The following is a 26,305-nucleotide window of genomic DNA, read 5'->3' as shown; positions in this document are numbered from 1 at the left end:
ATCTTTGCATAAGCTACACAAATTACTCCCATGCAAATTTCCTTAAAAAGTCCATTATTACACCTTTTTTCATTTCTATATCTGACTTTAAGTGCACCACAATTACAGGCACAAGAGTTAGCTTTTAAGAACATCGAAACCTGTGATTTTCATAATTTATATCAGCTAAATGCTGATTTATACCGCTCAGAACAACCCTCTAAAAAAGGAATGAAAGAGGTGCAAGCTTTGGGTATTAAATCCGTTATAAACCTAAGACGAAAACACACCGATGAAAATAAGCTTAAGGCCCTTGATTTAGATTTATATAATATACCTCTAAAAGCAGGGACGTTAGATGACAATGATATTTTTACCGTCTTACAAACCTTACAACAGGCGCAGAAACCAGTACTTATCCATTGTTGGCACGGTTCCGATCGCACAGGAGCCATAGTAGCAGCATCTCGAATGGTCTTCGAGAATTGGAGTAAAGACAAAGCTATTGCCGAGTTTACCGATAAACGCTTTGGTTATCACAAGAAGATGTATCCTAATTTAATTCCTTTGTTAGAGTCATTAGATATTGACTTGTTAAAAGAAAAGTTAGCTAAAAGTGTTAAAGATTAAAACTGTTGTTTTAATTTTGCAGACCATATATCTCGCATAAATTCATAAAACTTGTTAGAAAAACAGTCAAATCCACATCACCAATTAATAGATTCAGAGTATTTTATTTACTGCTTAGAAGGCGTGGATGATATTGATACCGACACCGGTACTAAAGCGCGAGAAAGCTTGGAACATTTAGTTCAGAAATTTGGTATAGCCAGTATCTATAAAACATGCGATACTATTGAAGGGCTAGAGGAGAGCTTAAATAGTTTGGTATTAGACGATCATCATTTTACCGATTATGAAATCATTTATTTGGTTATGGAAGGTGAAGCCAATAACATTCGATTGAATGACTATTACTACAGTTTCCAGGAAATAGCCGAACTTTTTGAAGGCCGTTTACAAGGCAAAATTTTACATTTTTCAAATGCGAAAATTCTAGATTTAGACGAAGAAGAAGCGCAATACTTTATAGATATTACAGGTGCCAAAGGAGTTTCTGGCTATGGTAATGCTTATAATGGCATAGATAGCTTAAACCTGGATCAAGCGTTTTTTAATTTATTTAATGAAGACGATAATATGTTTGATGTGGTGGAAGAATTGCACCAAAAACATTATGCACTCTGTAAATTATTGGATTTTAGATTGTATTATTAATCCCATGTCTTGTTCCAGGGTGTTCGAGCGGAGTCGAGAACGATAATTCCGATGATGCATTACTTTATTGTTTTTAAAATTATAGATGTTTCCACTTTAGTGCTTCTTAGTTTTTTAAGACAATACAAGCTTCTCGACTCTACTTCGACTGTGTTCAGTACAAGCTCCTCGAAGACCGATTAAATCATAATTTATTTTCCTTGTGTTCCAGCATTAGTGAGAAAGCATAATAAGATTCGAGAGAAACTAGCAAACGAAGTTTGTCAAGTACAAAATTTACATATTTACGAAAAACAATTGAAATATATAACGCTACTGCTTCTCACTTAAATATTTCCAATAGCGCTTCGGTACATGTTGGATGTGTAGTTTCATGTTTTTACGAGATGCAATGTTGGTGCTTTTAAAATAGTCGTTCCACAATTGCTGAAATTCCAATTCGATGTCGGCGAATAGATCCGACGAAGTTTTAGACGGATCGAAATCCGCATCAAACTCCAACGTAATTATATCTACTTGTTCTAAGTTGTAATAAATACCGTACTTCCGTTTTAAATCGTAAATCAGCCATTGTTGGTCGGCATAACGCTTTTTAAAATGATTTTTAATGAGTGGTAATACGTTAAAATCGGGTTCTATATTGGCAAAATAAATCCCATCTTTGGTCAGTTTAAATCTCACAAACGCTTCCATTCTATGTTTTTCTCGTCCGACGTTTTTGGTGAGTTTGGAGACTTCTAAAATATGCGCGTTTGTAAAATCTGATGCCACGTTGGTAGGAGATGCAAACACATATACCATAGCTTGAAATAAAGTGTCTTCCACCGTGAGTTTTTCACTTAAAAAGGCATAATAAAAGCGACGCAACTCGTTCGTACTCATTTTCTTTTTTAAACCATGCCACACCCGATTTGCTTTTTCTTGGTCGGTAATCACTGTTTCAGAACTACCAAATAAAGGGTGCTGAAATCGTGTTGCAGTCACTATAGTCACTGTTTTTAATTTCATCTCGAACGCGGTAAATACCGCTGTTAAGAAGCCATCGAACGAGCTATCGTATATTAGAGTGGTTTCCATACTATGCGACTATCAAAAAAGATTTAATTGGTTGCTAAGCATGCTGGTGTATTTACTCTTGGTGTTTTGTAAGATTAAACCTTTAATTTTTTCAGCAGTTAAATCCCGCGTTTCAAATTTATTGGAAGCACAAATCAGGAAATATTGCGCACGATTTAAGGACACGCCAATGGCTTTTAAATGGTCCCAATTAAGCTGTCTGTAACGTCTGGCATGTAATATTTTAAATACCGATTTCATTCCCAATCCCGGAATTCTTGCCAACATGCGTTTATCGGCTTTATTCACATCTACCGGAAATTCGTGTAAATTGCGTAATGCCCAACCCAGTTTCGGATCGATATCTAAATCTAAATGCTGATGCTGTTCATTAAGAATTTCTTCAATATTAAACCCATAAAAGCGCAACAACCAATCGGTCTGATACAGTCTGTTTTCGCGTAACATGGGCACAGGTGTGCCAATTTGCGGAAGACGCGTATCGTAACTAATAGGCACATAACCGGAATAGTACACCCGTTTTAAATTAAAGTTTTTATAAAAGTAATTGGAGGTGTACATGATTTGCATGTCATTTTCGCCACTTGCACCCACAATCATTTGCGTACTTTGCCCAGCAGGCGCGTATTTAGGCGTACTTTTAATCAGTTTCTTTTCGCTTTTATATTGAATGATTTCATTTTTAACCTTTTCCATAGGTTTAATAAAATCCGCTCTATTTTTATCTGGCGCTAGAAGTTTTAACCCCTGTTCTGTCGGAATTTCAATATTCACACTCAGGCGGTCGGCATACAAACCCGCTTCCCGCATAAGTTCGTCACTGGCTCCGGGAATAGATTTTAAATGAATATAGCCATTAAAGTTTTCTTCTAATCGCAATTTTTTGGCCACAGACACTAAACGTTCCATGGTATAATTAGCACTTTTAAAAATCCCTGAACTCAGAAAAAGGCCTTCAATATAATTTCGTCTATAAAAGTTTATGGTTAAATCCACAACCTCTTGAACCTGAAAAGCCGCGCGTTTAATATCGTTGCTTTTTCGGGTGACACAATAGGCACAATCGAATATACAATGGTTGGTAAGTAGTATTTTTAACAAGGACACACAACGACCATCTTCCGTATACGTATGGCAAATCCCCGAATTAGAAGCATTACCTAAGCCCTTATTGGTATTGGTTCTGTTGCTACCACTAGAGGAGCAAGATACATCGTATTTGGCAGCATCTGCAAGGATATTTAACTTTTCTTGTACACGTTCAAAAGACATACTTAAGTGTTTAAGTTTAAGGCGCAAAGCTACAACTTAATCTTATAAAAAAGGTGTTGCCTATTAAAATAATCGCATTATAGTAACAATAAGTATCTCGTAATATGATATATTATTATGTAATTATGTATATTTGTATCTGGAAATCAACCCATTGATTATGAATCGTATTAAGGAGGTATTAGAAGATAAAGGCATCAAGCAAACCTGGTTGGCCGAAAAGCTAAATAAGAGTTATAATATGGTGAATGCTTATGTGCAAAATAGGAGGCAACCCAGCTTAGAATTATTGTACGAGATTGCCAATATTCTGCACGTTGAGGCCAGAGATTTATTAGATGTAAACAAAGCAGTATTTCCCAACACGGTTGAAAGTGATACCGTAAACATTCCTTTAATCGGAGCGGTAGCCTGCGGATTGCCTGTATTTGCAGAAGAGCATATAGAAGCTCAAATCCCCATAGCAACACAATTGGTTAAAACCCCATCTGATTACTTTCTATTAAGAGCAACAGGAGATTCTATGAATACGAAAGGCATTGATAGTGGCGACTTACTACTCATTAAACGCCAACAGACTGCCGAAACTAGAGATTTGGTTCTCGCCCTAATAGACGACGAAGCCACGGTTAAAGAATTTAGACATAACGGAAGCACGGTGGTGTTAAAACCACATTCCACGAATTTGAAACATCAGCCCATTATTTTAACCACCGATTTTAAAGTTCAGGGTGTTGTGGCGCATGTGATTAAAGTTTAATCAGTTTTTAATAAAATAGAATTAATAAATAAGAATAAAAAAACTTCTATAAAAAATAGTTAAGAATGAATACAAATACATTTAAAGGTATTTTCAGTTATTTGGAACTTACAAAAAGGAGTAACACAATTAACGTTTGGCTACTAGGTATTAATTTTGCAATATTATTTTTCATTTTAAAGAATAGCTTGAATCCTTCAGATACATTTTATAAATTAATAGAAATTAATTATTTTAAAGTTTGTTACATTATATTGACAATATGGATATTTGTAAGTGTTATTCTTTTAATAATATATGCTTATAAAGAAAAAATATTATCATTAGTTATTGAAGATAAATATTTTCGACTAAAGAGTTTCATGTCATATATGACTAATGTAGAGATGATATCTGAAGAAGAATTATTAAAAAAAATATTTTTGAGATATCACTTTTAGCTAAAGAAAAGAAATCACAAATTGTTTTAAAAGAATCTATAGATTACATATTTAAAAAAAATATATCATTAATAAAATGGTCAAATAATAGATTAAGAATATATAGGTTCGTAATACTTGGAGCAATACCTTTAACAATAGTTTCTTTCATTATCATTTTACATAGTATTGGATTATTTAATAACTAATAAGTTATATTTCACGAGAATCGCTTAAAACAAATTTCCCTACACATTTTACCAAATACGCGATTTATATGCAAGTAAGAACTATCACGTTGTAATCGTATAACCAACTTCAAGAAAGAACCCACAATTTACTTGTACATAATCACTAACCTATAAAACACTCAGGTGTTATATCCGCGATGATGTCAAATAGCGCTGAAATGCGCAATTCAGTTAATTGTTATAATATGTTCTATAATGTTCTGCGTTATGTAACTTGAGCTTTGGTTAAAAGCGAAAGTTGTTACTACAGCTTTTTGAAAAAATTTGTTCTCAAAAGTTTCTTCCACGATGTTAATGGAACACTTTTTATGCGACGACGTAGGAGGGAAGCGTAAAGTGTGTGGAATGGGTTTTGATATAAAAATAATAAAGCTTAACTTTGAATTATGGCGAGTATAATTTATTCAATTGGACATGGAAATAAAAAAATTGATTCATTTATTGATGAATTAAAGAAGCATGATATTGAATATTTATTTGATGTAAGATCATCTCCAATGTCAAAATATAACCATCAATTTAATAGGCCTCTTTTAGAAGAAGATTTAAAATTACATTTGATTACATACATATTTGCAGGTGAACAATTAGGCGGATTACCAAAAGACCCAACATGTTATACAAATGGTAAAGTTGATTATTCTAAAATAACAAAAAAAGCTTTTTTTCAAGAAGCTATTAAAGTTTTAGTAGAAGCAAGTGAAGCTAACATGAAAATTGCTCTTATGTGCAGTGAATCAAATCCTAGTGAATGTCATAGAAGTAAGTTAATTGGACAAGAATTACTTAAGCATAACATTTCAATTAATCATATTGTATCTAATAAAATAAAAGAACAAAAAACAGTAATAGATGAACTAACTAAAGGTAAAGGTCTTGATAATTTATTTGGAGAAGAAGGCTTAACTTCAAGAAAAACCTACATCTAATTATTTATGAACTTTTATACAATTGGTGTTTATAATTCTACAGAAAAAGAATTCTTCGATAAACTACTAAATAATAATATTGATACATTTTGTGATATCCGACAAAGACGTGGTGTTAGAGGTTCAAAATACTCTTTCGTTAATAGTAAAAGACTTCAAAGCAAATTGCAAGATTTAGAAATTAATTATATTCATTATTTAGATTTAGCTCCAACAAAAGAAATTAGAGAGTTACAAAAGCAAGCAGATTTGAATAATACGGAACTTAAAAGAGACAGGAAGACTTTAGGCCAAGTTTTCATAAAAGAATATAATAATCAGATTGTAAGCCAATTTAATTTCAATGAGTTTTTAGATGAACTAGAAAATTTCAATGCAAAAAACATTGTACTTTTTTGTGTTGAAGAATCACATAAAGCATGTCATAGGTCTATAGTTGCTGAAAAGTTATCCAATGAATATAATTTTAACTTCAAAAATATATAATCTTGGAAGTTTTAATTACATCAAAAACAAAATTCGGTAAGAACCATGTTTGCGTAGGAGGTTTAGTAGTAAAAGAAAATAGATTTATTAGACTTTTAAACAGAGGAGGAGCAAGGAATCCATCAGGTTGGTATCAGTTTGCAGATACACCACTTAATATTGGAGATATTTGGGATATTGATTTTAATGACTCTCCAAATGCTGTTGAACCACATTTAGAAGATGTTTTTATTAAAATTAATAAAAAGGTTTCTGAAGTTTCTGATATTGCAGATTTTATAAAAAAATCTGGTGTTACTATCTGGGAAGGAAATATTACAAATACATTTGAAAGCAAACTTGAATGGCTAGGAAATGGTAGCGGTTATTTACCAGAAACGATTAAAGAAATGCCAGTACAAAGTGTTGGATTTTGGATAAGTGATATTGATATAACATTAAGCGATAGTAGATATTTTTACAAGTATAAATTAATGGGTCTTATTACTATTAGCAAAAGTCTGAAATGGGTAGGCATGGAAAAACCTATAGAAACTATTCCAAAAGGAACTTTAATCAGAGTCTCTTTAGCTAAATGGTGGCCTCCGAAAGACAAGTTAGATGATTATGCAGTACCTCATGGTTGCTACTTACAACTATCAGGCTGGTATTAATTTAAGAAAAGGAGGAAACCCTTTTCTTAAAGAGTTTCCTACCTATGACGCCTTACCATATAATTGTATTAATTTATCTACATCTATTGATGGATAATGAGATTTTACATGATCTTGAAAATCAATAAGCGAACCACTATAGCTTTTCACATATTTAATTAATTCATGTTTTGGCTTTCTAAAATGTCTATTAATATTCTTAATTATCGCTTTCTTAGTGCCATCTTTTAACTCATTAATAAAACTATCGTTGTTAGTTTTTATCTTTCCATCCAAAATATCTTTAGAGATATAATTACTAGAAACAAACCAATTATAATGATTAGTATATATTCTTTGTCCACTAGTTAAAAATTGAGGCACTAAAATTATATGCTTGCCTTTATAATAAGGAAGTTTTACTTTTTTAGTACTCCATTTTTTAGTTAAGTGGTCATAATATTCAATTTTTGTTTCCGTAACCTGAATATTATATTTTATACATTGTTTCAATGTAAATTCAGCCAATATATCTCTACATACGTTTGCTAATGTATCTGACATATTATCTTGTCCAATACCTTTAACTAATAACAATACATTGTGTGCTTCATTTGTTATTGTCACACCAGCTTTGACTAATTTATTTGCTCTTAAAGAGTCAAATACAATTTCTGCTTTTGTAGAACCAATACCTTTGCCTTTATTATTGTGTGAATATCCTAAATGATATTCATTAGCTTCTCCCAAATAAGACAAGAATTTTAAACCATTATTTCTATCATTAGGAATAATATAGGTTCTATTTAGTGTTTCTAAAAATGATTTACTTCTTAAGTATAACCTTTTTGCTATCATACTGCTCATATTATTTGCGATATGATATGGATCAATAAATGCTTCTAAATCATTTTCAATCAAAATGTTTAGATGTTCTGTGGTATTACTTTTAATACCAAAATGTTCATTAAATGTTTCTAATTTTACCATTTGTTGTGTTGTTTGAAATTTATAAAAATTATTTTAAATCCATCTATAGAAATTAATCTATAGACAGATTTAGATATGATTTTAAGGTTACTATAATTTACCTTTACTATCACTTCTGTTACTTCTTACGTGAGGCTTAACTTTTATTGTTTTACCATCTACTTTTTTAGTATAACCAGGAATTCTATTGTATTTTCTACCTTCTGAATCTTTTGCCATATTTTACACCTCCTTTCTGAAATTATTTCAATCATATTATTATATTTATGCTTTTTAACAAGCCCTTCAAAAACAGTACTTTAAAAGCTAACCTATGGTTTTAGGTACGTATATGAAGGCATGTATTAAATTTGATATCAGAATCATATATAAAAGAAACAACTAAGGACTTAATTCAATATTTGAATTGGAGAACTGACCCTGACTACAAAGAAGCTGCACAACAGTCTTTTGTTATTATTTGTAATAGATTTCGTGAAGTTTTAACCAAAAAATGTGAAATAATAGCTAAAAAAAAAGGTTTAAGCAGTACAGATGCTATTATTATTGCTGAAAACACCTTTAAAAGATTATATAAGTATTCTAGTAAATTTGATAGTGAGAGACACAAAGACTGTGATATTGGCTTAAAGTATTATTTATTTGGTATAGCACAGCGTGAATGCACAAAATTATACTGCAAAAAAAATGGTATTGGTGTTTCTCCTTATACTGGGGACGAAGAAATTATTACAGAATTCCCTGAAATTTCAGAAGATTACGAAAGTAATCCTATATCAAGAAAACAACTAGAAATAGAAAGAGAAGTTATTCAAATGGCTTTAGATAGGCATTCGTGGAAACATCAAGTAATTTATTTGACATATAAATTTCATAAAATTGACGGTTATAAATTACCAAGAAAATTATTACAGGAGTTAAGAAATATGTTAGGACTTGGTCAAAATACAATCAATGCATATTTAAAAGAAATAACAGATACAATCAATGATTATTTAAAAATATATGGCAAGCAAAAAAAGTAGACATATAACAGAATCAAATGTTGATACTTGGATAAGTAGTTTAGGTTTTTCATTCCCAAGAAATCAAGCTGAAGAAAAATTATTTGATAAATTGTATAATGATTTTAATCATGAGTTATCAGGTAAAGAAATTGATCCTTTAAAATTAATAAAACAATGTGAAGAAGAAGAAAAAGAATCTTTTGATTACCACGTTGATAATAATTGGAAAATGGCAGCAAGAAATTATGGTGAATTACCAAAACACATAATTGACAAGATGAAGAAAAATCATGGTGATAAGACGACCTGAAGTTGTTAAGAGAATTGAATTACTAACTAATTATTTACATTTAGAATATTCAACTAGTTATGCTATTAATCTTGACTCAATTGTTGAAGATGAAGGAATAATAGTGCATTATGATGATTATGAAAACGCATTCGATGGGATGTTTTTAATAGATTCAGGTAAACACCATATTCATCTAAATATCGCTAGAGGGAATTATAAAAAGTCGGGTAGGGGAAGATTTTCATTAGCGCATGAATTAGGCCATTACTTAATAGATGAACATCATGCAGATATAAGAACAGGGAAACTAAAGCCACATCCATCATTTTTAAAAAATACGCAAATAGATGTTTATGAAAACGAAGCTGATTATTTTGCCGCAAATATATTAATGCCGAAAGATAAATTTTACAATGCTTGTGGAGGTAGAAGTTTTAATTGGAACTTAATTGAAGATTTATCAAATAAATTTGAGACAAGTAGATTCGCAACATTAATTAGGTTTATTAATGTTATTCAACACGAAGTTTTTATAATAGGTTCTGAAAATTCTATAATAAAATGGTTTATAATTAGTGATGATTTCCCACGTATGAAACATAAATTTAAGCGTGGTGAAAAATTACCTAAAAACGCTTTGGCAAATAAACACGTTAATGGTATATCAAATATAATAGAAGATTCTTTATCAGATGATTGGTTTGAGACTTGGGGAGGAAAATCTGAAAGAGATATGCATGAACAATGTTATCATGCAGCAGCCTATAATCAAATCATAACATTATTGTGGTTTCCATAATTTACTAAACATTATGTAAAATAGAATCTCGATGTTGGACTTGGCCTCATAGAATTTTGGTTAAAACAATAGGAGAAATGAACGTCTATATTTTAGGGGTTTAGTAATACAGTTTCTTAATAATTTCAATTATACAAGGGATTTCAAACAATGTTAACCAGTTACAAGGTTTCCTAAAATATAGCGAATAAGCCGTAAATTGTTTCCAAAAGTTTATGCAGCCTGAATTTTTGTTTCTTTTGTTTCAAGACAAAAGATAATGAATCAATAAAAAAAAGATTAATTGAAGTTCTACATATAACAAGTGCATAGAATTTTATTTTTACTCACATATTTAATTATTTGCAGAAACTTCAAATGTGTTCGTGAATCTCCTAAAAAGGCGATTTCTTAAAATTTATGCTCTTGTGGCAATCCACGAGAATCGTCTAAAATTTTTTATTACGTACATTTTATCGAATACACGATTTATACACATGTAAGAACTTTCACGTTGTAATCGTTTAGATAGCACGAATGGTTTAGGAAAGTATATTTGTTCTCGACTACGCTCTAACACCGTTGTAATCGTATAACCAACTTCTAGAAAAAGAACCCACAATTTACTTGTACATAATCACTAACGATATAAAACACTTAGGTGTTGTTATATCTGCGATGATGTCAAATAGCGCTGAAATGCGCTATTACGTTAATTGTTATAATGTGTTCTATAATTTATATTATGTAAAATAGAAAATTAAGAGTACGCTCGTACCCTTTTTGTTTTAGCGATTAACACGTCCGCCAGTATTTCCAGATAGTAAATGTTCTACATCTTTTACTGTGGCATAATTGATATCGCCAGGAAATGTATGTTTTAATGCACAGGCTGCACTCGCAAATTCCATAGCTTTATAATCGTCGAAGTTTAAAAGTCCGTAAATTAATCCTGCAGCAAATGCATCGCCAGTTCCAATACGGTCTACAATATGCGTAATTTCTATGGCGTCTGTTTCTTTAAATTCTATTCCATTCCACATACGGCCTTTAATTTTCTGCCATGATGCGTTTATCGAGATTCTAATCTTATCGAATACCTTTTCAATATTTGGATACTTTTCTATAAGCTCTTTACTGGCTGTAATAAAATCTTCGTTATCGTAACCATAATTGGTTCCTAGAATCCCGTTAATTTCGTCTATACCACCATTAAAAATATTGACATATTGCATTAAATCCTGGATAGCGTCTTGGGCATCTACACCATATTTCCATAAGCCACTGCGGTATGTCGGATCTGAAGACACGGTTATCCCCTTTGCTTTCGCCGCGATTAATCCGGCTTTTAAAGTATCGTACGCGCCTTGCGATAATCCGGGTGTAATGCCCGTCCAATGAAACCAATTGCATTTGTTTAAAGCTTTTTCCCAGTTTACCATATCTGGAGTCACTCCTGAAAAAGCCGAATTAGAACGGTTATAGGCAATGGTACTCGGACGCATAACAGCGCCAACTTCTAGAAAATACATCCCCATTGGGCGGTGAGTTCTATAAATATCGCGGGTATCTACATTGTATTGTCTTAAATATCCTATAGCAGTTTCCCCTATAAAATCGTCTGAAATACAAGATATATGCTTCACCTTATTTCCGAAGTTCGCTAAAGAAATCCCCACATTTATCTCTGTACCACCAAAGTAATATTCTAATAAATTGGTCTGTTTCATTTTCTTATTTCCTAATGGAGATAGGCGCATTAAGACTTCGCCGAAGGTTACTATTTTATTCATGTGTGTGGTTTGTTATGTTTTTATCTATAAATATATAGTATTGTTTAAATATTAAAAAGGTTACTACAGAGAATTACGTTAAACTCATCTTAAATAAGCACCTAAAAAATGAATGTTTATTCTTTTTTTATACCTTTGTACTCTAAATTAGAATATATGCCAGTTTTAAAAAAGAGTGAAATTAAACGTGCTGCCCTCGTAGAAGCCACCATTTCGTTGGTGAACAATCAGGGGTTCCATGCTGCTCCTATGGCTAAAATTGCTAAAATGGCGAGCGTGTCGCCTGCTACGATTTACTTGTATTTTGAAAATAAACAAGACTTAATCAACCAGGTATATAAAGAAGTAAAATCTGAATATATGCAATTCGCTTTTGCCACATATAAGACAGAATTGTCTGTAGAATCTGGATTTGAAGTGGTTTGGAGACGTATGGCAACATACAAATTAAACGATATTGAAAAAGGGTTTTTCTTATCGCAGTGTGAAAACACACCTATGATAGATGAAGCTAGCAGACAAGAAGGTGTGGCTAACCTACAGCCCCTACTCGACCTTTGGGATCGTGGTATTAAAGCGGACATTATTAAGCCATTCTCGCATCATTTACTGTATGCGTACAGTATTTATCCGTTAGCCTTTATATTAAATGCACACAAACGGGGCGATTTTAAAATAACTAAAAAACATTTAGACGATGCCTACCAAGCGGCTTGGGCAAGTATAAAAAAATAAATAATTATAACATCACAAATTTACAACTATGGAATTATTAGATAAATTAAACTGGAGATATGCTACTAAAGCAATGAATGGAAACGTCGTGCCAAAAGATAAAATGGATCGCATTTTAGAAGCCGCACGTTTAGCTCCGACATCTAGTGGTTTACAACCTTTTGAAATTTTTGTAGTCACCAATAAAGAATTAAAAGAACAAATTAAGCCTGTAGCTTGGAACCAATCTGTTATTACCGATTGTTCTCATTTACTAGTTTTTGCAGCGTGGGATACCTATACAGCACAACGTATTAATGAAGTGTTCGACTTAACTAATGAAATTCGTGGGTACGAAAACGAAGGTTTCGAAAACTACAGACAAATGTTATTAAGTACCTATCCGCAAAAAGATGCCGAAGAGAATTTTATACATGCAGCCAAACAAGCGTATATCGCTTTTGGTATGGCCATTGCACAAGCTGCTTTTGAAGGTGTAGATGCTACGCCAATGGAAGGATTTGATCCAGACGCAGTAGATAAAATATTAGGGTTAAGAGAAAAAGGGTTACGCAGTGCCATTTTATTACCAATTGGTTACAGAGATGAACCTAGCGACTGGTTAGCAAACCAAGTTAAAGTAAGAAAAAGTACAGAAGATTTAATAACCACATTAGACTAAATATAAAAATTATGAATCAGACTATATTATTAAAAAATAGACCACAAGGAACACCTCAATTATCAGATTTTGAGTTCCAAAAAGAAGACAAAGATTTACAAATTTCTGAAGGAGAAATCCTTTTAGAGACTAAATACATCTCTGTAGACCCGTATTTAAGAGGTCGAATGAGTGATGCTAAATCATATGTGCCACCATTTAATTTAAATGAACCGATTTCTTCTGGTGTTGTAGCGCAAGTTAAGGCTTCTAAAAACGACAAATTTAAGGAAGGCGATTACGTTTCAGGATCTTTAGAGTGGAAAACAGAACAAGTTTCTAATGGTGAAGGACTTACAAAAGTAAGTGAAGAACAAGCGCCACTTAGTGCATATTTAGGAGTGCTAGGAATGACTGGATTAACAGCATTTTTAGGATTGCATGAAATAGGAAAACCTAAAGCAGGAGAAACTTTATTAGTGTCTGGTGCGGCAGGTGCTGTTGGAAGTGTTGTAGGACAAATAGGAAAGATTTTAGGTCTTCGTGTTGTCGGTATCGCTGGAACAGATGAAAAAGTAGAATTATTGAAAACAGATTTCGGTTTTGACGATGTTATTAATTACAAAACTACCGAAGATATGACGCAAGCCATTAAAACAGCATGTCCTGATGGTGTAGATGTGTACTTTGACAATGTTGGTGGATCGATTTCGGATAGTGCCTTGTTTAGTATTAATCGTTTTGCGAGACTAATTATTTGTGGTGCGATTTCGGTATATAACAGTACAGAACTTCCTACAGGAGTAAGCGTACAACCATTTTTAGTAAAAAACAGTGCATTAATGCAAGGTTTTATTGTCTCTAATTACGCAGATAAATTCCCTGAAGCTATTAAGCAACTTTCGGAATGGGTAAGTAAAGGCGAATTGAAATATAAAGAAACTATAGTGGAAGGGTTTGAAAATACTCCACAAGCATTCATTGATTTATTCAGCGGAAAGAATAAAGGTAAAATGATTGTTAAAGCTTAATTATTGAAAAAATAATTGTGTGTTAATTATGTTCCACCTGAACTTGGTTTGGTGTTTTAAGTATTTAAAATACAGAACCAAGTTTGGCAAGATCATCTATAAGTTGTAGCAAAATAAATCAATATAATGGAAAACTTAAAAGAACAAACGGACGCTAAAATAGCAGAAGGACGATTAAAAAATCCTGAATTCATGAAAGGCGTCGATGCTGCAATTGAAGAAGCTAAAGCTTTCGAACAAGGTGAAAACGCAATAAAAGTTGGAGAAACAGCACCAAAATTTAAATTACCTAACGCTAGAGGAAAATCTGTTTCGTTAGATAACTTATTAGAAAATGGTCCTGTAGTAGTTACCTTTTATCGTGGTGATTGGTGCCCGTATTGCAACTTACAAATAAGAGCATTACAGGAAATTTTAGGCGACATTCGTAAGTTGGGTGCAAACTTAGTTGCTATCAGTCCGCAAGTACCTGACGGAAGTTTATCTGATGAAGAGATTAGTACTATGCATTATGGCGTGTTATCCGACCAAGATGCAAAAGTTGCTTTTCAATATGGAGTGGCTTGGGAAGTCCCTGAGTTTTTAGCTGAACACATGCGTGAAGATCGTGGCTTAGATTTAGAAAAAATTAATAATGGTAATGCTACGATGTTACCTATTCCTGCAACGTTTGTTTTAAATCGTGAAGGTGTGGTAAAATGGAGTTATGTAGATGTAGATTATAGAACACGTGCAGAACCAAGTGATATTCTTAAAGCGTTAGAGAATTTATTTTAACGTGAGTTACAATGACACCCCATCTCAAGAATAGTTGTAGTAAAAAAAGTAAATAGGATTAAAAACATATAAAATTAAGGATGATGAAAAATTTTGAATTTAAGAATCCAACAAAAATAATTTTCGGAAAAGATACAATTGCTAAATTAACCGAAGAAATTCCATCCGATGCCAAAGTATTAGTGCTTTATGGTGGCGGAAGTATTAAAAAGAATGGTATTTACGATCAGGTAAAAACCGCTTTAAAAGATGTTGAACATGTAGAGTTTGGTGGTATTCCTGCCAATCCAGAATATTCGGTATTATTGAAAGCCCTAGAGGTTATTAAAGCTGAAAACATTACCTATTTATTAGCTGTAGGTGGTGGTTCTGTTATTGACGGAACAAAGTTCTTATCTGCCGCTGCTTTATACGACGGTGAAAACCCTTGGGAGATTTTAACCGGAGGAAAACCAACATTAAAAGGTATGCCTTTTGGAACGGTATTAACATTACCGGCTACAGGTTCTGAAATGAATTCTGGTGCTGTAATAACCAATAAAGAAACTAAAGAAAAATTAGCAATGGGTGGCGCTGGCTTATTTCCTGAGTTCTCTATTTTAGATCCACAAGTGATTACTTCTATTCCGCGTCGCCAATTGGTAAACGGAATTACCGATGCCTTCACTCACGTTTTAGAACAGTACATGACCTACCCTGCTGGTGCCTTACTTCAAGATCGTTTTGCCGAAGGTATTATGCAAACGCTTTTAGAAGTTGCTCCAAGTGTATTAAAAGATCCGTCTGATTATGATGCGGCTTCTAACTTTATGTGGAGTTGTACAATGGCATTAAACGGATTGATTCAGAAAGGAGTGCCTACGGACTGGGCGGTTCATGCTATCGGACACGAATTAACAGCGCTTTACGGTATTGACCATGCGCGTACTTTAGCGATTATCGCTCCAAGTCATTACCAGTATAATTTTGAAACTAAAAAAGAGAAATTAGCGCAATATGCAGAACGCATTTGGAATGTTACCGAAGGAACTTTAGAAGATAAAGCTTACGAAGCGATCGAAAAAACGGAAACGTTTTTCAATCAGATGGGGATCGAAACCAAATTATCTAAATACACAGAAGATTACGAAGGTACAGCCGAAACCATTTCACAACGTTTTACAGAACGTGGTTGGTTAGGTTTAGGAGAACATCAAAGCTTAAAACCGGAAGATGCAGAGAACATAGTACGCATGGCTTACTAAGTGGTATCTCTCGTTAATTATTAACTTTAAAAACCAAAGATTATGAACATATTATTTGTTTTAACATCACACGATACATTAGGAAATACAGGGAAAAAGACAGGCTTCTGGATTGAAGAATTTGCAAGTCCATATTACGCCTTATTAGATAATGGTGCTACAATTACGATCGCAACTCCTAAAGGCGGACAAGCGCCAATAGATCCAACAAGTGATACGGAAGATGCGCAAACACCTGCAACTATTCGTTTCAAAACAGATCTTGAGACCCAAGATAAAATAAACAATACCGTGCCGTTATCTACCGTAAAAGCTAGCGATTTCGAAGCTGTATTTTATCCAGGAGGTCACGGACCACTTTGGGATTTAGCCAATGATGAAACATCAATTAAATTAATTGAAAGTTTTAACGCCGCTCAAAAACCTATCGGATTTGTATGTCATGCACCTGCCGCTTTAAAAAGTGTAAAAAATGCAGATGGAACACCTTTAGTACAAGGGAAAAAAGTAACAGGATTTTCAAACTCTGAAGAAAAAGCTGTACAATTAACAGACGTGGTGCCATTCTTAGTAGAAGATATGCTAAAAGAAAATGGCGGTATCTACTCTAAAGGCGACGATTGGGCTGTACATGTTTTACAAGATGGAAATTTAATTACCGGACAAAACCCAGCATCGTCTGAGTTGGTTGCCGAAACCCTTTTAAAAGTAATTAAGCCTTTAATAAACGATTAGTTTATCTGATTATATTGAATTAAAAAGCCTCCAATCTATAATAGATTGGAGGCTTTTGTTTTTTGAATTTATGAAAATATAATAATAATAATGTGTAGCTAGTGTTGTCGAGATGGATATTTCATAAAATTTGCATCAAAGGGTCATCGAGCGGAGTCGAGATGGAGTTTTATGGCTCTTCGAGGCCGCTCGAGCACCATGTAACAAGTTGATTACGACATTAACTCTTAGCTTATTTTTGGGACTAACAAAATAATTAGTTTAAGTAAAATGATTATGTAACTTGAGATAGGATTAATCAAGTTCTGCTATACTTTATTTCACTTTATACGTTATCAAGGGTCACCGAGCGGCGTCGAGATGCAGTTTTCATGAAATTTGTATGACTCTTCAAGGCCGCTCGAGCACCATGTAAGAAAATTGTATACATACAAATAAATAGCGTTACTCTAAATTTAAACTACGGCTTCAACAATTGAATATCTATAATGGTATTTAGGTATTAATTGTGAGATGTTAAAACAAATTCAGCTGTACGTTATTTTACTATATATGTTATCAAAGGTCATCGATCAGAGTCGAGGTGCAGAATTAAAAGCTCTCGACTCCGCTCGAGCACCCTTTAAAATTGCAAAAAAAAGCGTATTCAGATCAAATTGAATACGCTTTCTTTTATACTTAAAAATACGGTCATCGAGCGGAGTCGAGATGCAGTTTTTATGAAATTTGTATAGCTCTCGACTCCGCTCGAGCACCCTATAAAATTTAATTGTTAGAAGCACATTCGACTAATTTTAGAGACTAGCAGAATTAATATCTCAAGAAGAATAATTTTGTTACTTGTGAGATTCTAAAACAAGTTCAGTAATATTATTTTAAGTTCATACTTCATTACAAGGGTCATCGAGCGGAGTCGAGATGGAGTTTTATGGCTCTCGAGGCCGCTCGAGCACCCTTTAAAATTGCAAAAAAAAAGCGTATTCAGATCAAATTGAATACGCTTTCTTTTATACTTCATTAAAAAGGTCATCGAGCGGCGTCGAGATGCAGAGTTAAAAGCTCTCAACGCCCTCGAGCACCGTCAGTATTATATAGAAATCTCTTTAAACTTAATCCCTAATTCTTTATTCATCTCGTGAATACGTTTTAATTCACTCCCTAAAATTAAAGCAATAGACTGTCCCGTTTTTCCCGCACGTGCTGTTCGTCCGCTACGATGTGTATAATATTCTATATGCTCAGGAAGCTGATGGTGTAATACAAACGCCAAATCGTTTACATCTATTCCTCTAGCCGATACATCGGTAGAAATTAATACTTGTAAATTTCCTTTCTTAAAGGCACGCATTACTTTTTCGCGATCACGTTGTTGCATATCGCCTTCTAAAGCTTCAGCCGAAAAACCTTCCTCCTTTAAAAATTCGGTTAAGGCTTGCGTCCCCGCTTTTGTTCTACAAAAAATAATACCACGATCGTCTGGTCTGGCTTCTAGTAAACTTAAAATAACGTTTTGTTTCTGATCTATAGTTGTGGTAATATACGTATGAGAAATGTTAGCATTAACTAGCTCATTCTTATTAATCACCACACGCACTGCCTTAGGCGACATATACTGATCGATAATTTGTTGTATTCCCAACGGGATAGTTGCAGAAAATAACCATGTATTTTTAGCCATTGGTGTATGGTCTAAAATTTTGGTTAGTGCATCTTTAAATCCCATACTTAACATTTCGTCTGCTTCGTCTAAAACCACGGTATTTACTTTTCTAAGATCGATAACTTTACGATCTAATAAATCGTTTAAACGGCCAGGTGTTGCAACAATAACGTGTGTGGTACGTTTTAAATTCTGAATCTGAATATCTATTTTTTCACCACCATAAACACCTTCAACAAAGATTTTAGCTTCACTAAATTTCGTGAATTTAAATAACTGCTTCTTAATTTGTTGTACAAGTTCTCGTGTAGGTGCTAAAACTAAAGTCTGAACATGATTTAATTTTGGATCTATATTTTGAAGTAAAGGCAAACCAAAAGCGGCCGTTTTTCCAGTACCTGTTTGTGCTAACCCAATAAAATCTGTTTTCGATTTTAATAATACAGGGATTGCTTTCTCTTGAATTTCAGAAGGATGTTTAATCCCCAATTCTTTTAAAGCTTGTATAAATTCGGGTTCTACGCCTAAATGTTTAAATGATGCCATAATGTAAATTTCAGATTGCAAAGGTATACTAATTTAAACTGCGTTCTAATACAAATTTCGATTTCTGATGTGTTGCTAATTTTTAGTTTATCTTTGCCACAAATTATATCTATGCACTCTAATAACAAGCATAAAAAATCATACGATTTTGATGCCTTAATTCAAGCGTATCCTAAATTAGGTTCGTTTGTAATTACTAGTCCGTTAACCAAACAAAAAACCATTCATTTTGAAAAAAGTGATGCGGTTTTTCATTTAAATAAAGCCATCTTAATTGCCGATTACGGATTAACAGATTGGAGAATACCTAAAGGTTATTTATGTCCGCCCATTCCTGGTCGTGCAGATTATATTCATTATATAAATGACTTATTACACGTCGAGAAACTAGCAGAACACGTGAAAGGTCTTGATATTGGTGTGGGTGCAAATACCATCTACCCTATTTTGGGCGCACAGATTTACGACTGGAAAATGGTGGGTTGCGATACTAGTGTAAGTGCTGTTGAAAGTGCCAAACATAATGTGGGATTAACACCTGCCTTACTTAAAAAGATAGACATTCGTCTGCAAGCTAATCCTGCCAATATTTTTGAAGGCGTGATTAAAGCCGATGAAAAATTTACGTTTACTATGTGTAATCCGCCATTCTTCGGATCTGAAGAAGAAGCGACACGTGCAACCAAACAGAAACTTAAAAACCTTAAGAAATCCGGTCCAGCAGAATTGAATTTTGGCGGACAAGCACACGAATTATGGTGTAATGGTGGCGAAGCTTTATTTATTAAACGTATGATTAAGCAAAGTGTCGCGTTTAAAGATCAGGTGGGTTGGTTTACAACTTTAGTTTCTAAACAGGAAAACTTAAGTAAACTGAAAAAACAATTAGAAAAATTAAAAGCGACTTATAAAACCATTTCTATGGAGCAAGGAAACAAGAAAAGCAGAATTTTGGCTTGGACGTTTAAAACGGAATCTGAGTCTTAGGTAAAAAAATATTCGACTCCAATATCGTAAAAAAGCATAGCGTATTCATATAAAATTGAGTACGCTTTTTTTTGTTTTATACTTGAGCATAAAGGTCATAGAGCAGCGTCGAGATGTAGATTAAAAAGCTCTCGACTCCGCTCGAGCGCCCTGTAAGTGTATGATATTCATATAAATTAGTATCGTTACCTTGAGTGTCGTTTAGGGAACTATATGTTGAATATCTTTGATAAAATTATATTGCTACTTATGTGATGCTGAAATTAGTTTACTATGAAGTTTTTGTACTTTATACTTGAACATAAAAGTCATCGAGCGGCGTCGAGATGTAGATTAAAAAGCTCTCGACTCCGCTCGAGCGCCCTGTAGGTGTATTATATTCATATAAATCACTATCGTTACCTTGAATGTAGTTTAGGGAATTATAAATTGAATATCTTAGATAAAATTATGTTGTTACTTCTGAGATACTGAAACAAATTTAGTATGAGGTTTTAGTACTTTATACTTGAACATAATGGTTATCGAGCGGCGTCGGGATGTAGGTTAAAATGCTCTCGACTCCGCTCGAGGACCCTGTAAGTGTGTTATATACTTTTGATTATTATCATCACTTTGAATTTAGTTCAGAGTCTCGTAAATTGATTTTTTAAGTAGAATTATGTTGCTACTTATGAGATACTGAAACAAATTTGGTATGAGGTTTTATTACTTTATACTTAAATATAAATCTCTTCTAGCGGCATCGAGATGTAGATTAAAATGCTCTCAACGCCGCTCGAGCGCCCTATTGTTACAAAAAAAAAGCGTATTCAAATAAAATTGAATACGCTTATTATTTTTATGTTTGATTATGAAGTGTTATCTACGGAAATCGAGATACAGTATAAAACGCTTTCGACTCCGCTCGAGCAACATAACGTTGCAAGAGAAGTCTATTCTTCTGGTGGGTATCCGTTAATTTCTTCATACAAATCATCGAAGTTCTCACGGATATGTGCTCTTAATTTTTTGCGGTAATCGTCGCGCAACCACTCTACAAAATTAAATGTACTCTTACTGATACATTTTGTATAACGCTGAATGCGATAGTCGATATCGTCTCCCAATTTCTTGGCAAGATCTAAGGCATCATAAACATCTTCACTGTTTTCGATACAGATATATGAATGATGATGAATAGAACGTTCTAGTACCACTTTAGAAGATTCTCCTTTACGAATAGAATCGATATACGTCTTTTTAACGTCGAAATACACAGAATTAGATTTCTTAAATTCAGCACGTAATTCGTCTGGCATTTCGTATCTAAAGTTCTCCTCTAGTTCGTCGTCACTCATAATTCCATCTAAATAGAAATTAGGAGATCTAAATATTTTCTGCCAATCTAAATCTGCTCCCCAAGGTCCGAAACGATGGAAATTGTTACCTAAATCGATAACATTAAATTTAGACTTGTTTTTTAATATACGCGAACCACGACCAATCATCTGGTAGTATAAGGTTAATGATTTTGTTGCACGATTCAAGATTATAGAATCTACAGTAGGCTCATCGAACCCTGTAGTTAAAATACTAACCGATGTTAGAATCGCATCTGGTGTTTCTTTAAACCACTTTAATATTTTCTTACGTTCACTTTTGGTGTTTGTATTATCCAAATGTGCTACATTATAACCTGCAGCTTTAAAGGTATCGTAAACGTGTAAAGACGTATTAATACCGTTGTTAAAGATTAGGGTCTTTTTATGTTTAGAGCGCTCTTCGTAAGCCTGAATTAACTTACCAAGCATGTCGCTATTAGTATATAAATCTTCCGAAGATTTTACGGTATAATCCCCGTTTGCACCCACTACTAATGAAGTTAATCCTACATTATAAGAATACACTTCGGCACGTGCTAAGAATTCATTTTCAATTAAAGATTGAATGGTTTCTCCAACGATTAGCTCGTTGTAGTTATCATTCATGGGTAATTTAATATTCGAACTTAAAGGCGTTGCTGTAACACCCAAGATGAAAGATTTATTGAAGAATTTGAATAATTTGGTGAAGGAGTTGTAATGCGCTTCATCAATAATAATTAAACCCACATCAGAGATATCTAACTTACCATCGTTTAATCGGTTATTCAACGTTTCAACCATGGCTACAAAACAACTGTAATCTGCTTGATCATCTAAGTTAGCTTTACTGTGAATAACCTTATTGGTAACACCAAATTCTGTTAACATCCCAGAGGTTTGTTTACATAATTCGATACGGTGCGTCATCACAAGCACTTTCTTATTATGATGCTTTAAATATTGCCTTACAATTTCAGAAAATATTACTGTTTTTCCACCTCCAGTTGGTAATTGATATAATAAATGGTAATCTTCTGGAGCTTCTTCAAAACATTGAAATATCTTGTTTATGGCTCCTTGCTGATAACTATATAAATCTTTTCCGGCGTTTCTCTCTGCTAAATCTGTAGCTGTAACTGACATTTATAATAGGTTTTAAAGGAATGCAAAAATAAGGCCTTTTCTAGGGTTTTTATGCATGATTCTCTAGAAATTATTGAAATCTCATATTTTTATAATTCTATTGACAAATAATTAAAAAAAAATAAGAATCATTAAAAATTTTAAGCATTTAATTATCAATGCTCTAAGAACAATTCGTGGTTTGGCAATTCATAACATTCTGTTTTTTTATTTTCCTACGATTAATATCATATTTATAATATGCTAATGCACTTATAATGCAAACAATGGCCACCAACACCCATACAAACTTAGTAACTGGTACCAGATCGACTGTTCCTTGCGATTATGAACCCGATAGGTAATACTTAACCCTAAAAGATGTGATGAGTATAGAGAAGAATGTAAAGACACTTACCATGTTTAATGAGCTACACTTTAAAAAGAATTTAGAATGTCTCTATTTTATATTGGTATTTAACTACTTTTATTGTTTTAACTACTGATTTTTAAATGTCGTATACACAACAATACTTAGGGTATTTAAGCACGCCTGCACTTTGGAAAGAGAAAAATGATTGGGGCCTGCGACAATTCGTAATGCCAACGACTACAGATACGGCTATTAATATAAATATTGAACTTAATTTGCGATTAGGAAAACGCGTTGAACGTTTTGTAAGTTTTGAATTACGTCGGCATAAAAACATTGAGATTCTTACTGAAAACATTCAAATTCAGAAAGACAAAATAACACTAGGAGAAATAGATTGTCTTTTAAAACAAGACGGTACACCCATTCATTTAGAGATTGTGTATAAGTTTTATTTGTACGATCCGAATGTAGGCACCACAGAATACGACCATTGGATTGGCCCTAATAGAAAGGATAGTTTAGTAGATAAATTAACGAAACTAAAAGATAAGCAACTTCCGCTGTTATATCGTCCTGAGACAGAAACGTTTTTAAAAACGACTTTAGATTTGGAGCCAGCAAACCTGCAACAGCAAGTGTATTTTAAAGCACAACTCTTTATCCCTTATAATTCCGAAACTGTCCGTTTTAATACCTTAAATCCAGATTGTGTAAAAGGATTTTATATACACTATAACGCCTTACATCAATTTCAAGATTGTAAGTTTTACATGCCTGCTAAAACGGATTGGCTGTGTGAGGTTAAAACACAAACTCCGTGGTTAAACTTTGTAGCGTTTATAGACAAACTTCAACCCTTAATCGACAACAAGACAGCACCTTTATGTTGGATGAAGTCGCCCAATGGATTACTATCAAAATGTTTTGTAGTTTGGTGGCCCTAATACAATGTAGCACTTACATTTTATAGCATGGATTAAATAGGTTGTTGTAAGCCGTTTTTCAAATTGTACAGCTTGTTTTTAATATTTAATCTTTTTAATATTTCAATAGCTTGTATACTACGTTTCCCTGTTTGGCAATAGACCAAAATGGATTTATTAGTATCGATCTCGATGTAGCGATCACTTATTTCCTTGAGCGGAATATGATAATCGTGAGATAAATGAAACATATCGTGCTCTTTAAGCGTCCTTACATCTAGTACAAACAGATCGTCTTTATGCTTCAAATATTCATCGAAAGTTAAAGATTTCATAGAGGTATTTACGTTGAATTCTTCCTCGACATCTTCAATATACGTCACATGAGCATGCACTGTTTTATCGTAAGAAATTATATTCTGACTCATGCTTAAGGCGTTAAATACTAACAGTTTTCCTGTTAACACCTCTCCTATTTCGCAAATCATTTTAATTACCTCATTGGCTTGTAATAAGCCCACAATGCCTGGTAAAACGCCCAATACGCCAACTTCTTCACAATTTAAATTACCACCATCCGTTTTTGGATATAAGCATCTATAAGTCGGTCCGTTTTTATAATTATAAACAGAAACTTGTCCTTCGAATTTAAAAATAGATCCAAAAACAACCGGTTTTTCCGTTAATACAGCCGCATCATTGATTAAATATCGGGTACCAAAATTATCGGTTCCATCCACAATAATATCGTAGGCCTTGAAAATCTTCTTAGCATTAGACTTCGTTAAGCGATCGATATACGATTTGAATTTAACAAACTTATTAAGTTGTTCTAACTTAGAAATGGCACAGGACACTTTAAACTTTCCGATATCATTATAACCATATAGTACCTGACGTTGTAGATTGGTTTGATCTACACTATCGTGGTCTATAATACCAATTGTTCCCACACCAGCGGCTGTTAGATACTGTAATATCGGACAGCCCAAACCTCCAGCTCCAACCACTAATACTTTAGCGTCTTTTAATTTATTCTGACCAACTTCGCCAATATCTTCTAAAGTTAAATGACGTTTATATTGTAAATGTTCTTCCTTATTTAGCATGCCGTAAATTTAATAATTATTGCCAATTGTTTGCCCAATCTTTCCAAACAACTTCTAATCCTTTAGATTTTAACATTTCTGCTACGACTTCTGTCGGTCGCTCATCGGAAATTTCGAATTGCTCTAGTGATTGTTTTTCAACCACATAGCCTCCAGGGTTCGTTTTAGACTCTGCGCTAATAGAGGTGATTCCTAAATTAACAATATGATCTCTAAACAATTCACTTTCTCGAGTAGACATAGATAATTCTAAATCTTCATCTAATAAACGATACGCACAAATAAGTTGTACCAAATCCCGATCTGTCATTTCTACCTTAGGCTCTAAGCCACCAGAAAACGGACGTAAACGCGGGAAGGACATGCTGTATTTTGTTTTCCAATAGGTTTTTTGAAGGTATTTAAAATGAAGCGCTGTAAAAAAACTGTCGGCACGCCAATCTTCTAAACCGTACAAACTTCCCAATCCAATTTTATGAATCCCCGCTTTTCCTAAACGGTCTGGCGTTTCTAAGCGGTAATCGAAATTTGATTTTTTACCTTTGGGATGATGCTTTTTATATTCGTCGCGATGATACGTCTCTTGGTACACTAAAACGGCATACAAACCATGTGCTATCAAGAGTTCGTATTCATCCTGATCTAAAGGTTGGACTTCTATGGTGATATTAGAAAATTGAGAGCGTATAAGTTGAATGGCATGCTTTAGATACTCCACGCCTACTGTGCGGTTGGCTTCTCCTGTGACTAATAAAATATGATCGTAACCTTTAGATTTTAAGAAAGCGGTTTCTTTTAATATTTCAGCATCATTTAAAGTTCGACGCGGTATTTTATTTGTCATGCTAAAACCACAGTAGGTACAAATGTTTTGACATTCGTTACTCAAATACATAGGCGCATACATTTGTATGGTATTCCCGAAACGTTTCTTAGTAATTTGCTGACTCAATTGCGCCATATCTTCCAAGTAAGGCGCGGCGGCGGGAGACACTAAGGCTTTAAAATCTTCTAAATCCCGAGTCGATTTTCCTAAAGCCTGTAACACATCGTTTTCGGTTTTAGCATAAATACTTTGCAACGTATCGTTCCAATTATATTGATTTAAAAGGGTTTTAAAAGTGCTCATAA

General features: G+C 33.5%; 26 protein-coding genes and 1 pseudogene. 18 read left to right on the top strand and 9 right to left on the bottom strand.

Annotated elements, in window-relative coordinates:
* Window positions 1-30: 30 nt before the first annotated feature.
* Both ACKC83_RS14165 and ACKC83_RS14160 read left to right on the top strand, forming a co-directional pair.
* On the top strand, window positions 31-609 hold the full coding sequence (locus ACKC83_RS14165; protein ID WP_434036014.1) for a dual specificity protein phosphatase family protein: 579 nt from the start codon (window positions 31-33) through the stop codon (window positions 607-609).
* A gap of 51 nt (window positions 610-660) precedes the next feature.
* Complete coding sequence (locus tag ACKC83_RS14160; protein WP_434036013.1) at window positions 661-1,257, top strand: DUF6642 family protein; 597 nt, start codon at window positions 661-663, stop codon at window positions 1,255-1,257.
* Between the two features lie 312 nt (window positions 1,258-1,569).
* Here the strand turns inward: ACKC83_RS14160 and ACKC83_RS14155 are convergent, their stop codons facing one another.
* Window positions 1,570-2,334: a TIGR03915 family putative DNA repair protein gene (locus ACKC83_RS14155; RefSeq protein ID WP_434036012.1), complete on the bottom strand. Its 765-nt coding sequence runs from the start codon at window positions 2,332-2,334 to the stop codon at window positions 1,570-1,572.
* 12 nt (window positions 2,335-2,346) lie between these two features.
* Window positions 2,347-3,606: a putative DNA modification/repair radical SAM protein gene (locus tag ACKC83_RS14150; protein ID WP_434036011.1), complete on the bottom strand. Its 1,260-nt coding sequence runs from the start codon at window positions 3,604-3,606 to the stop codon at window positions 2,347-2,349.
* Between the two features lie 160 nt (window positions 3,607-3,766).
* On the opposite strand from ACKC83_RS14150, the pseudogene ACKC83_RS14145 reads away from it, so the two are divergent.
* From ACKC83_RS14145 to ACKC83_RS14125, 5 genes and pseudogenes are all read left to right on the top strand, one after another.
* Window positions 3,767-3,943 (top strand): annotated as a pseudogene (locus ACKC83_RS14145) (helix-turn-helix transcriptional regulator); the annotation flags it as partial.
* Complete coding sequence (gene lexA, locus ACKC83_RS14140) at window positions 3,917-4,366, top strand: transcriptional repressor LexA (protein WP_434037787.1); 450 nt, start codon at window positions 3,917-3,919, stop codon at window positions 4,364-4,366. The pseudogene ACKC83_RS14145 and the gene lexA, both read left to right, overlap by 27 nt.
* Before the next feature lie 1,056 nt (window positions 4,367-5,422).
* Window positions 5,423-5,965: a DUF488 domain-containing protein gene (locus ACKC83_RS14135; RefSeq protein ID WP_434036010.1), complete on the top strand. Its 543-nt coding sequence runs from the start codon at window positions 5,423-5,425 to the stop codon at window positions 5,963-5,965.
* A 6-nt stretch (window positions 5,966-5,971) separates the two neighbouring features.
* Entirely contained in the window at window positions 5,972-6,451 is a 480-nt protein-coding gene (locus ACKC83_RS14130) for a DUF488 family protein, N3 subclade (protein WP_434036009.1), read from the top strand.
* Between the two features lie 2 nt (window positions 6,452-6,453).
* Entirely contained in the window at window positions 6,454-7,104 is a 651-nt protein-coding gene (locus ACKC83_RS14125; RefSeq protein ID WP_434036008.1) for a dual OB domain-containing protein, read from the top strand.
* 42 nt (window positions 7,105-7,146) lie between these two features.
* On the opposite strand, the gene ACKC83_RS14120 is transcribed toward ACKC83_RS14125, so the two are convergent.
* Together ACKC83_RS14120 and ACKC83_RS14115 are read right to left on the bottom strand one after the other, a co-directional pair.
* A complete protein-coding gene (locus ACKC83_RS14120) occupies window positions 7,147-8,073 on the bottom strand; it encodes a hypothetical protein (RefSeq protein WP_434036007.1) in 927 nt (308 codons plus the stop codon).
* A 90-nt stretch (window positions 8,074-8,163) separates the two neighbouring features.
* Entirely contained in the window at window positions 8,164-8,292 is a 129-nt protein-coding gene (locus ACKC83_RS14115; protein WP_434036006.1) for a hypothetical protein, read from the bottom strand.
* A gap of 131 nt (window positions 8,293-8,423) precedes the next feature.
* Between ACKC83_RS14115 and ACKC83_RS14110 the strand changes: the two genes are divergently transcribed.
* Genes ACKC83_RS14110 through ACKC83_RS14100 form a run of 3 tightly spaced genes read left to right on the top strand, consistent with a single transcriptional unit; the run spans window position 8,424 to window position 10,171 of the window.
* Window positions 8,424-9,098 (top strand): hypothetical protein, encoded by a 675-nt coding sequence (locus ACKC83_RS14110; protein WP_434036005.1) that lies wholly within the window; start codon window positions 8,424-8,426, stop codon window positions 9,096-9,098.
* Complete coding sequence (locus ACKC83_RS14105) at window positions 9,079-9,390, top strand: hypothetical protein (RefSeq protein ID WP_434036004.1); 312 nt, start codon at window positions 9,079-9,081, stop codon at window positions 9,388-9,390. The genes ACKC83_RS14110 and ACKC83_RS14105 overlap by 20 nt, the downstream gene beginning before the upstream one ends.
* Window positions 9,371-10,171, top strand: coding sequence for an ImmA/IrrE family metallo-endopeptidase (locus tag ACKC83_RS14100; protein WP_434036003.1), 801 nt, complete (start codon window positions 9,371-9,373; stop codon window positions 10,169-10,171). Before ACKC83_RS14105 ends, ACKC83_RS14100 begins: the two co-directional genes overlap by 20 nt.
* 767 nt (window positions 10,172-10,938) lie before the next feature.
* Here ACKC83_RS14100 and ACKC83_RS14095 read toward each other — a convergent pair.
* Complete coding sequence (locus ACKC83_RS14095; RefSeq protein WP_414034478.1) at window positions 10,939-11,943, bottom strand: sugar kinase; 1,005 nt, start codon at window positions 11,941-11,943, stop codon at window positions 10,939-10,941.
* 156 nt (window positions 11,944-12,099) lie between these two features.
* On the opposite strand from ACKC83_RS14095, the gene ACKC83_RS14090 reads away from it, so the two are divergent.
* The 6 genes from ACKC83_RS14090 (at window position 12,100) to ACKC83_RS14065 (ending at window position 17,105) form a co-directional block, all read left to right on the top strand.
* Window positions 12,100-12,678 (top strand): TetR/AcrR family transcriptional regulator, encoded by a 579-nt coding sequence (locus tag ACKC83_RS14090; protein ID WP_434036002.1) that lies wholly within the window; start codon window positions 12,100-12,102, stop codon window positions 12,676-12,678.
* Between the two features lie 28 nt (window positions 12,679-12,706).
* A complete protein-coding gene (locus tag ACKC83_RS14085) occupies window positions 12,707-13,339 on the top strand; it encodes an NAD(P)H-dependent oxidoreductase (RefSeq protein ID WP_414034476.1) in 633 nt (210 codons plus the stop codon).
* An 11-nt stretch (window positions 13,340-13,350) separates the two neighbouring features.
* Complete coding sequence (locus ACKC83_RS14080; protein WP_434036001.1) at window positions 13,351-14,349, top strand: NADP-dependent oxidoreductase; 999 nt, start codon at window positions 13,351-13,353, stop codon at window positions 14,347-14,349.
* Window positions 14,350-14,475: 126 nt separating this feature from the next.
* A complete protein-coding gene (locus tag ACKC83_RS14075) occupies window positions 14,476-15,126 on the top strand; it encodes a peroxiredoxin-like family protein (protein WP_414034474.1) in 651 nt (216 codons plus the stop codon).
* Between the two features lie 83 nt (window positions 15,127-15,209).
* Window positions 15,210-16,370, top strand: a complete 1,161-nt coding sequence (locus ACKC83_RS14070; protein ID WP_414035068.1) for an iron-containing alcohol dehydrogenase — start codon at window positions 15,210-15,212, stop codon at window positions 16,368-16,370.
* Between the two features lie 42 nt (window positions 16,371-16,412).
* Window positions 16,413-17,105 (top strand): type 1 glutamine amidotransferase domain-containing protein, encoded by a 693-nt coding sequence (locus ACKC83_RS14065; protein ID WP_434036000.1) that lies wholly within the window; start codon window positions 16,413-16,415, stop codon window positions 17,103-17,105.
* Between the two features lie 1,087 nt (window positions 17,106-18,192).
* Here the strand turns inward: ACKC83_RS14065 and ACKC83_RS14060 are convergent.
* Window positions 18,193-19,311, bottom strand: coding sequence for a DEAD/DEAH box helicase (locus tag ACKC83_RS14060; RefSeq protein ID WP_434035999.1), 1,119 nt, complete (start codon window positions 19,309-19,311; stop codon window positions 18,193-18,195).
* 111 nt (window positions 19,312-19,422) lie between these two features.
* On the opposite strand from ACKC83_RS14060, the gene rlmF reads away from it, so the two are divergent.
* The gene (gene rlmF, locus ACKC83_RS14055; protein ID WP_434035998.1) at window positions 19,423-20,298 is read left to right on the top strand and encodes a 23S rRNA (adenine(1618)-N(6))-methyltransferase RlmF; all 876 of its coding nucleotides are present in this window, start codon (window positions 19,423-19,425) and stop codon (window positions 20,296-20,298) included.
* Window positions 20,299-21,233: 935 nt separating this feature from the next.
* On the opposite strand, the gene ACKC83_RS14050 is transcribed toward rlmF, so the two are convergent.
* Window positions 21,234-22,787: a DEAD/DEAH box helicase gene (locus ACKC83_RS14050; RefSeq protein WP_434035997.1), complete on the bottom strand. Its 1,554-nt coding sequence runs from the start codon at window positions 22,785-22,787 to the stop codon at window positions 21,234-21,236.
* Window positions 22,788-23,279: 492 nt separating this feature from the next.
* On the opposite strand from ACKC83_RS14050, the gene ACKC83_RS14045 reads away from it, so the two are divergent.
* A complete protein-coding gene (locus ACKC83_RS14045; RefSeq protein ID WP_434035996.1) occupies window positions 23,280-24,086 on the top strand; it encodes a DUF1853 family protein in 807 nt (268 codons plus the stop codon).
* 32 nt (window positions 24,087-24,118) lie between these two features.
* Here ACKC83_RS14045 and moeB read toward each other — a convergent pair whose 3' ends face one another.
* Window positions 24,119-25,174: a molybdopterin-synthase adenylyltransferase MoeB gene (moeB, locus tag ACKC83_RS14040; protein WP_434035995.1), complete on the bottom strand. Its 1,056-nt coding sequence runs from the start codon at window positions 25,172-25,174 to the stop codon at window positions 24,119-24,121.
* Between the two features lie 16 nt (window positions 25,175-25,190).
* Window positions 25,191-26,303, bottom strand: coding sequence for a 2-iminoacetate synthase ThiH (gene thiH, locus ACKC83_RS14035; protein WP_434035994.1), 1,113 nt, complete (start codon window positions 26,301-26,303; stop codon window positions 25,191-25,193).
* Window positions 26,304-26,305 lie beyond the last annotated feature (2 nt).

The organism is Formosa bonchosmolovskayae (genome assembly GCF_051016085.1).
Taxonomy (GTDB): Bacteria; Bacteroidota; Bacteroidia; order Flavobacteriales; family Flavobacteriaceae; genus Formosa.
The sequence above is the reverse complement of the archived record's forward strand: the minus strand, read 5'-3'. Positions and strand labels throughout refer to the sequence as shown.

What these genes read in the sequence shown, in the direction of transcription:
- ACKC83_RS14165 (WP_434036014.1), top strand. Translation starts at nt 31, where the DNA reads ATGCAAATTTCCTTAAAAAGTCCATTATTACACCTTTTTTCATTTCTA.
- ACKC83_RS14155 (WP_434036012.1), bottom strand. Translation starts at nt 2,334, where the DNA reads ATGGAAACCACTCTAATATACGATAGCTCGTTCGATGGCTTCTTAACA.
- ACKC83_RS14150 (WP_434036011.1), bottom strand. Translation starts at nt 3,606, where the DNA reads ATGTCTTTTGAACGTGTACAAGAAAAGTTAAATATCCTTGCAGATGCT.
- ACKC83_RS14135 (WP_434036010.1), top strand. Translation starts at nt 5,423, where the DNA reads ATGGCGAGTATAATTTATTCAATTGGACATGGAAATAAAAAAATTGAT.
- ACKC83_RS14130 (WP_434036009.1), top strand. Translation starts at nt 5,972, where the DNA reads ATGAACTTTTATACAATTGGTGTTTATAATTCTACAGAAAAAGAATTC.
- ACKC83_RS14120 (WP_434036007.1), bottom strand. Translation starts at nt 8,073, where the DNA reads ATGGTAAAATTAGAAACATTTAATGAACATTTTGGTATTAAAAGTAAT.
- ACKC83_RS14115 (WP_434036006.1), bottom strand. Translation starts at nt 8,292, where the DNA reads ATGGCAAAAGATTCAGAAGGTAGAAAATACAATAGAATTCCTGGTTAT.
- ACKC83_RS14105 (WP_434036004.1), top strand. Translation starts at nt 9,079, where the DNA reads ATGGCAAGCAAAAAAAGTAGACATATAACAGAATCAAATGTTGATACT.
- ACKC83_RS14100 (WP_434036003.1), top strand. Translation starts at nt 9,371, where the DNA reads ATGGTGATAAGACGACCTGAAGTTGTTAAGAGAATTGAATTACTAACT.
- ACKC83_RS14095 (WP_414034478.1), bottom strand. Translation starts at nt 11,943, where the DNA reads ATGAATAAAATAGTAACCTTCGGCGAAGTCTTAATGCGCCTATCTCCA.
- ACKC83_RS14090 (WP_434036002.1), top strand. Translation starts at nt 12,100, where the DNA reads ATGCCAGTTTTAAAAAAGAGTGAAATTAAACGTGCTGCCCTCGTAGAA.
- ACKC83_RS14085 (WP_414034476.1), top strand. Translation starts at nt 12,707, where the DNA reads ATGGAATTATTAGATAAATTAAACTGGAGATATGCTACTAAAGCAATG.
- ACKC83_RS14080 (WP_434036001.1), top strand. Translation starts at nt 13,351, where the DNA reads ATGAATCAGACTATATTATTAAAAAATAGACCACAAGGAACACCTCAA.
- ACKC83_RS14075 (WP_414034474.1), top strand. Translation starts at nt 14,476, where the DNA reads ATGGAAAACTTAAAAGAACAAACGGACGCTAAAATAGCAGAAGGACGA.
- ACKC83_RS14070 (WP_414035068.1), top strand. Translation starts at nt 15,210, where the DNA reads ATGAAAAATTTTGAATTTAAGAATCCAACAAAAATAATTTTCGGAAAA.
- ACKC83_RS14065 (WP_434036000.1), top strand. Translation starts at nt 16,413, where the DNA reads ATGAACATATTATTTGTTTTAACATCACACGATACATTAGGAAATACA.
- ACKC83_RS14060 (WP_434035999.1), bottom strand. Translation starts at nt 19,311, where the DNA reads ATGGCATCATTTAAACATTTAGGCGTAGAACCCGAATTTATACAAGCT.
- rlmF (WP_434035998.1), top strand. Translation starts at nt 19,423, where the DNA reads ATGCACTCTAATAACAAGCATAAAAAATCATACGATTTTGATGCCTTA.
- ACKC83_RS14050 (WP_434035997.1), bottom strand. Translation starts at nt 22,787, where the DNA reads ATGTCAGTTACAGCTACAGATTTAGCAGAGAGAAACGCCGGAAAAGAT.
- ACKC83_RS14045 (WP_434035996.1), top strand. Translation starts at nt 23,280, where the DNA reads ATGTCGTATACACAACAATACTTAGGGTATTTAAGCACGCCTGCACTT.
- moeB (WP_434035995.1), bottom strand. Translation starts at nt 25,174, where the DNA reads ATGCTAAATAAGGAAGAACATTTACAATATAAACGTCATTTAACTTTA.
- thiH (WP_434035994.1), bottom strand. Translation starts at nt 26,303, where the DNA reads ATGAGCACTTTTAAAACCCTTTTAAATCAATATAATTGGAACGATACG.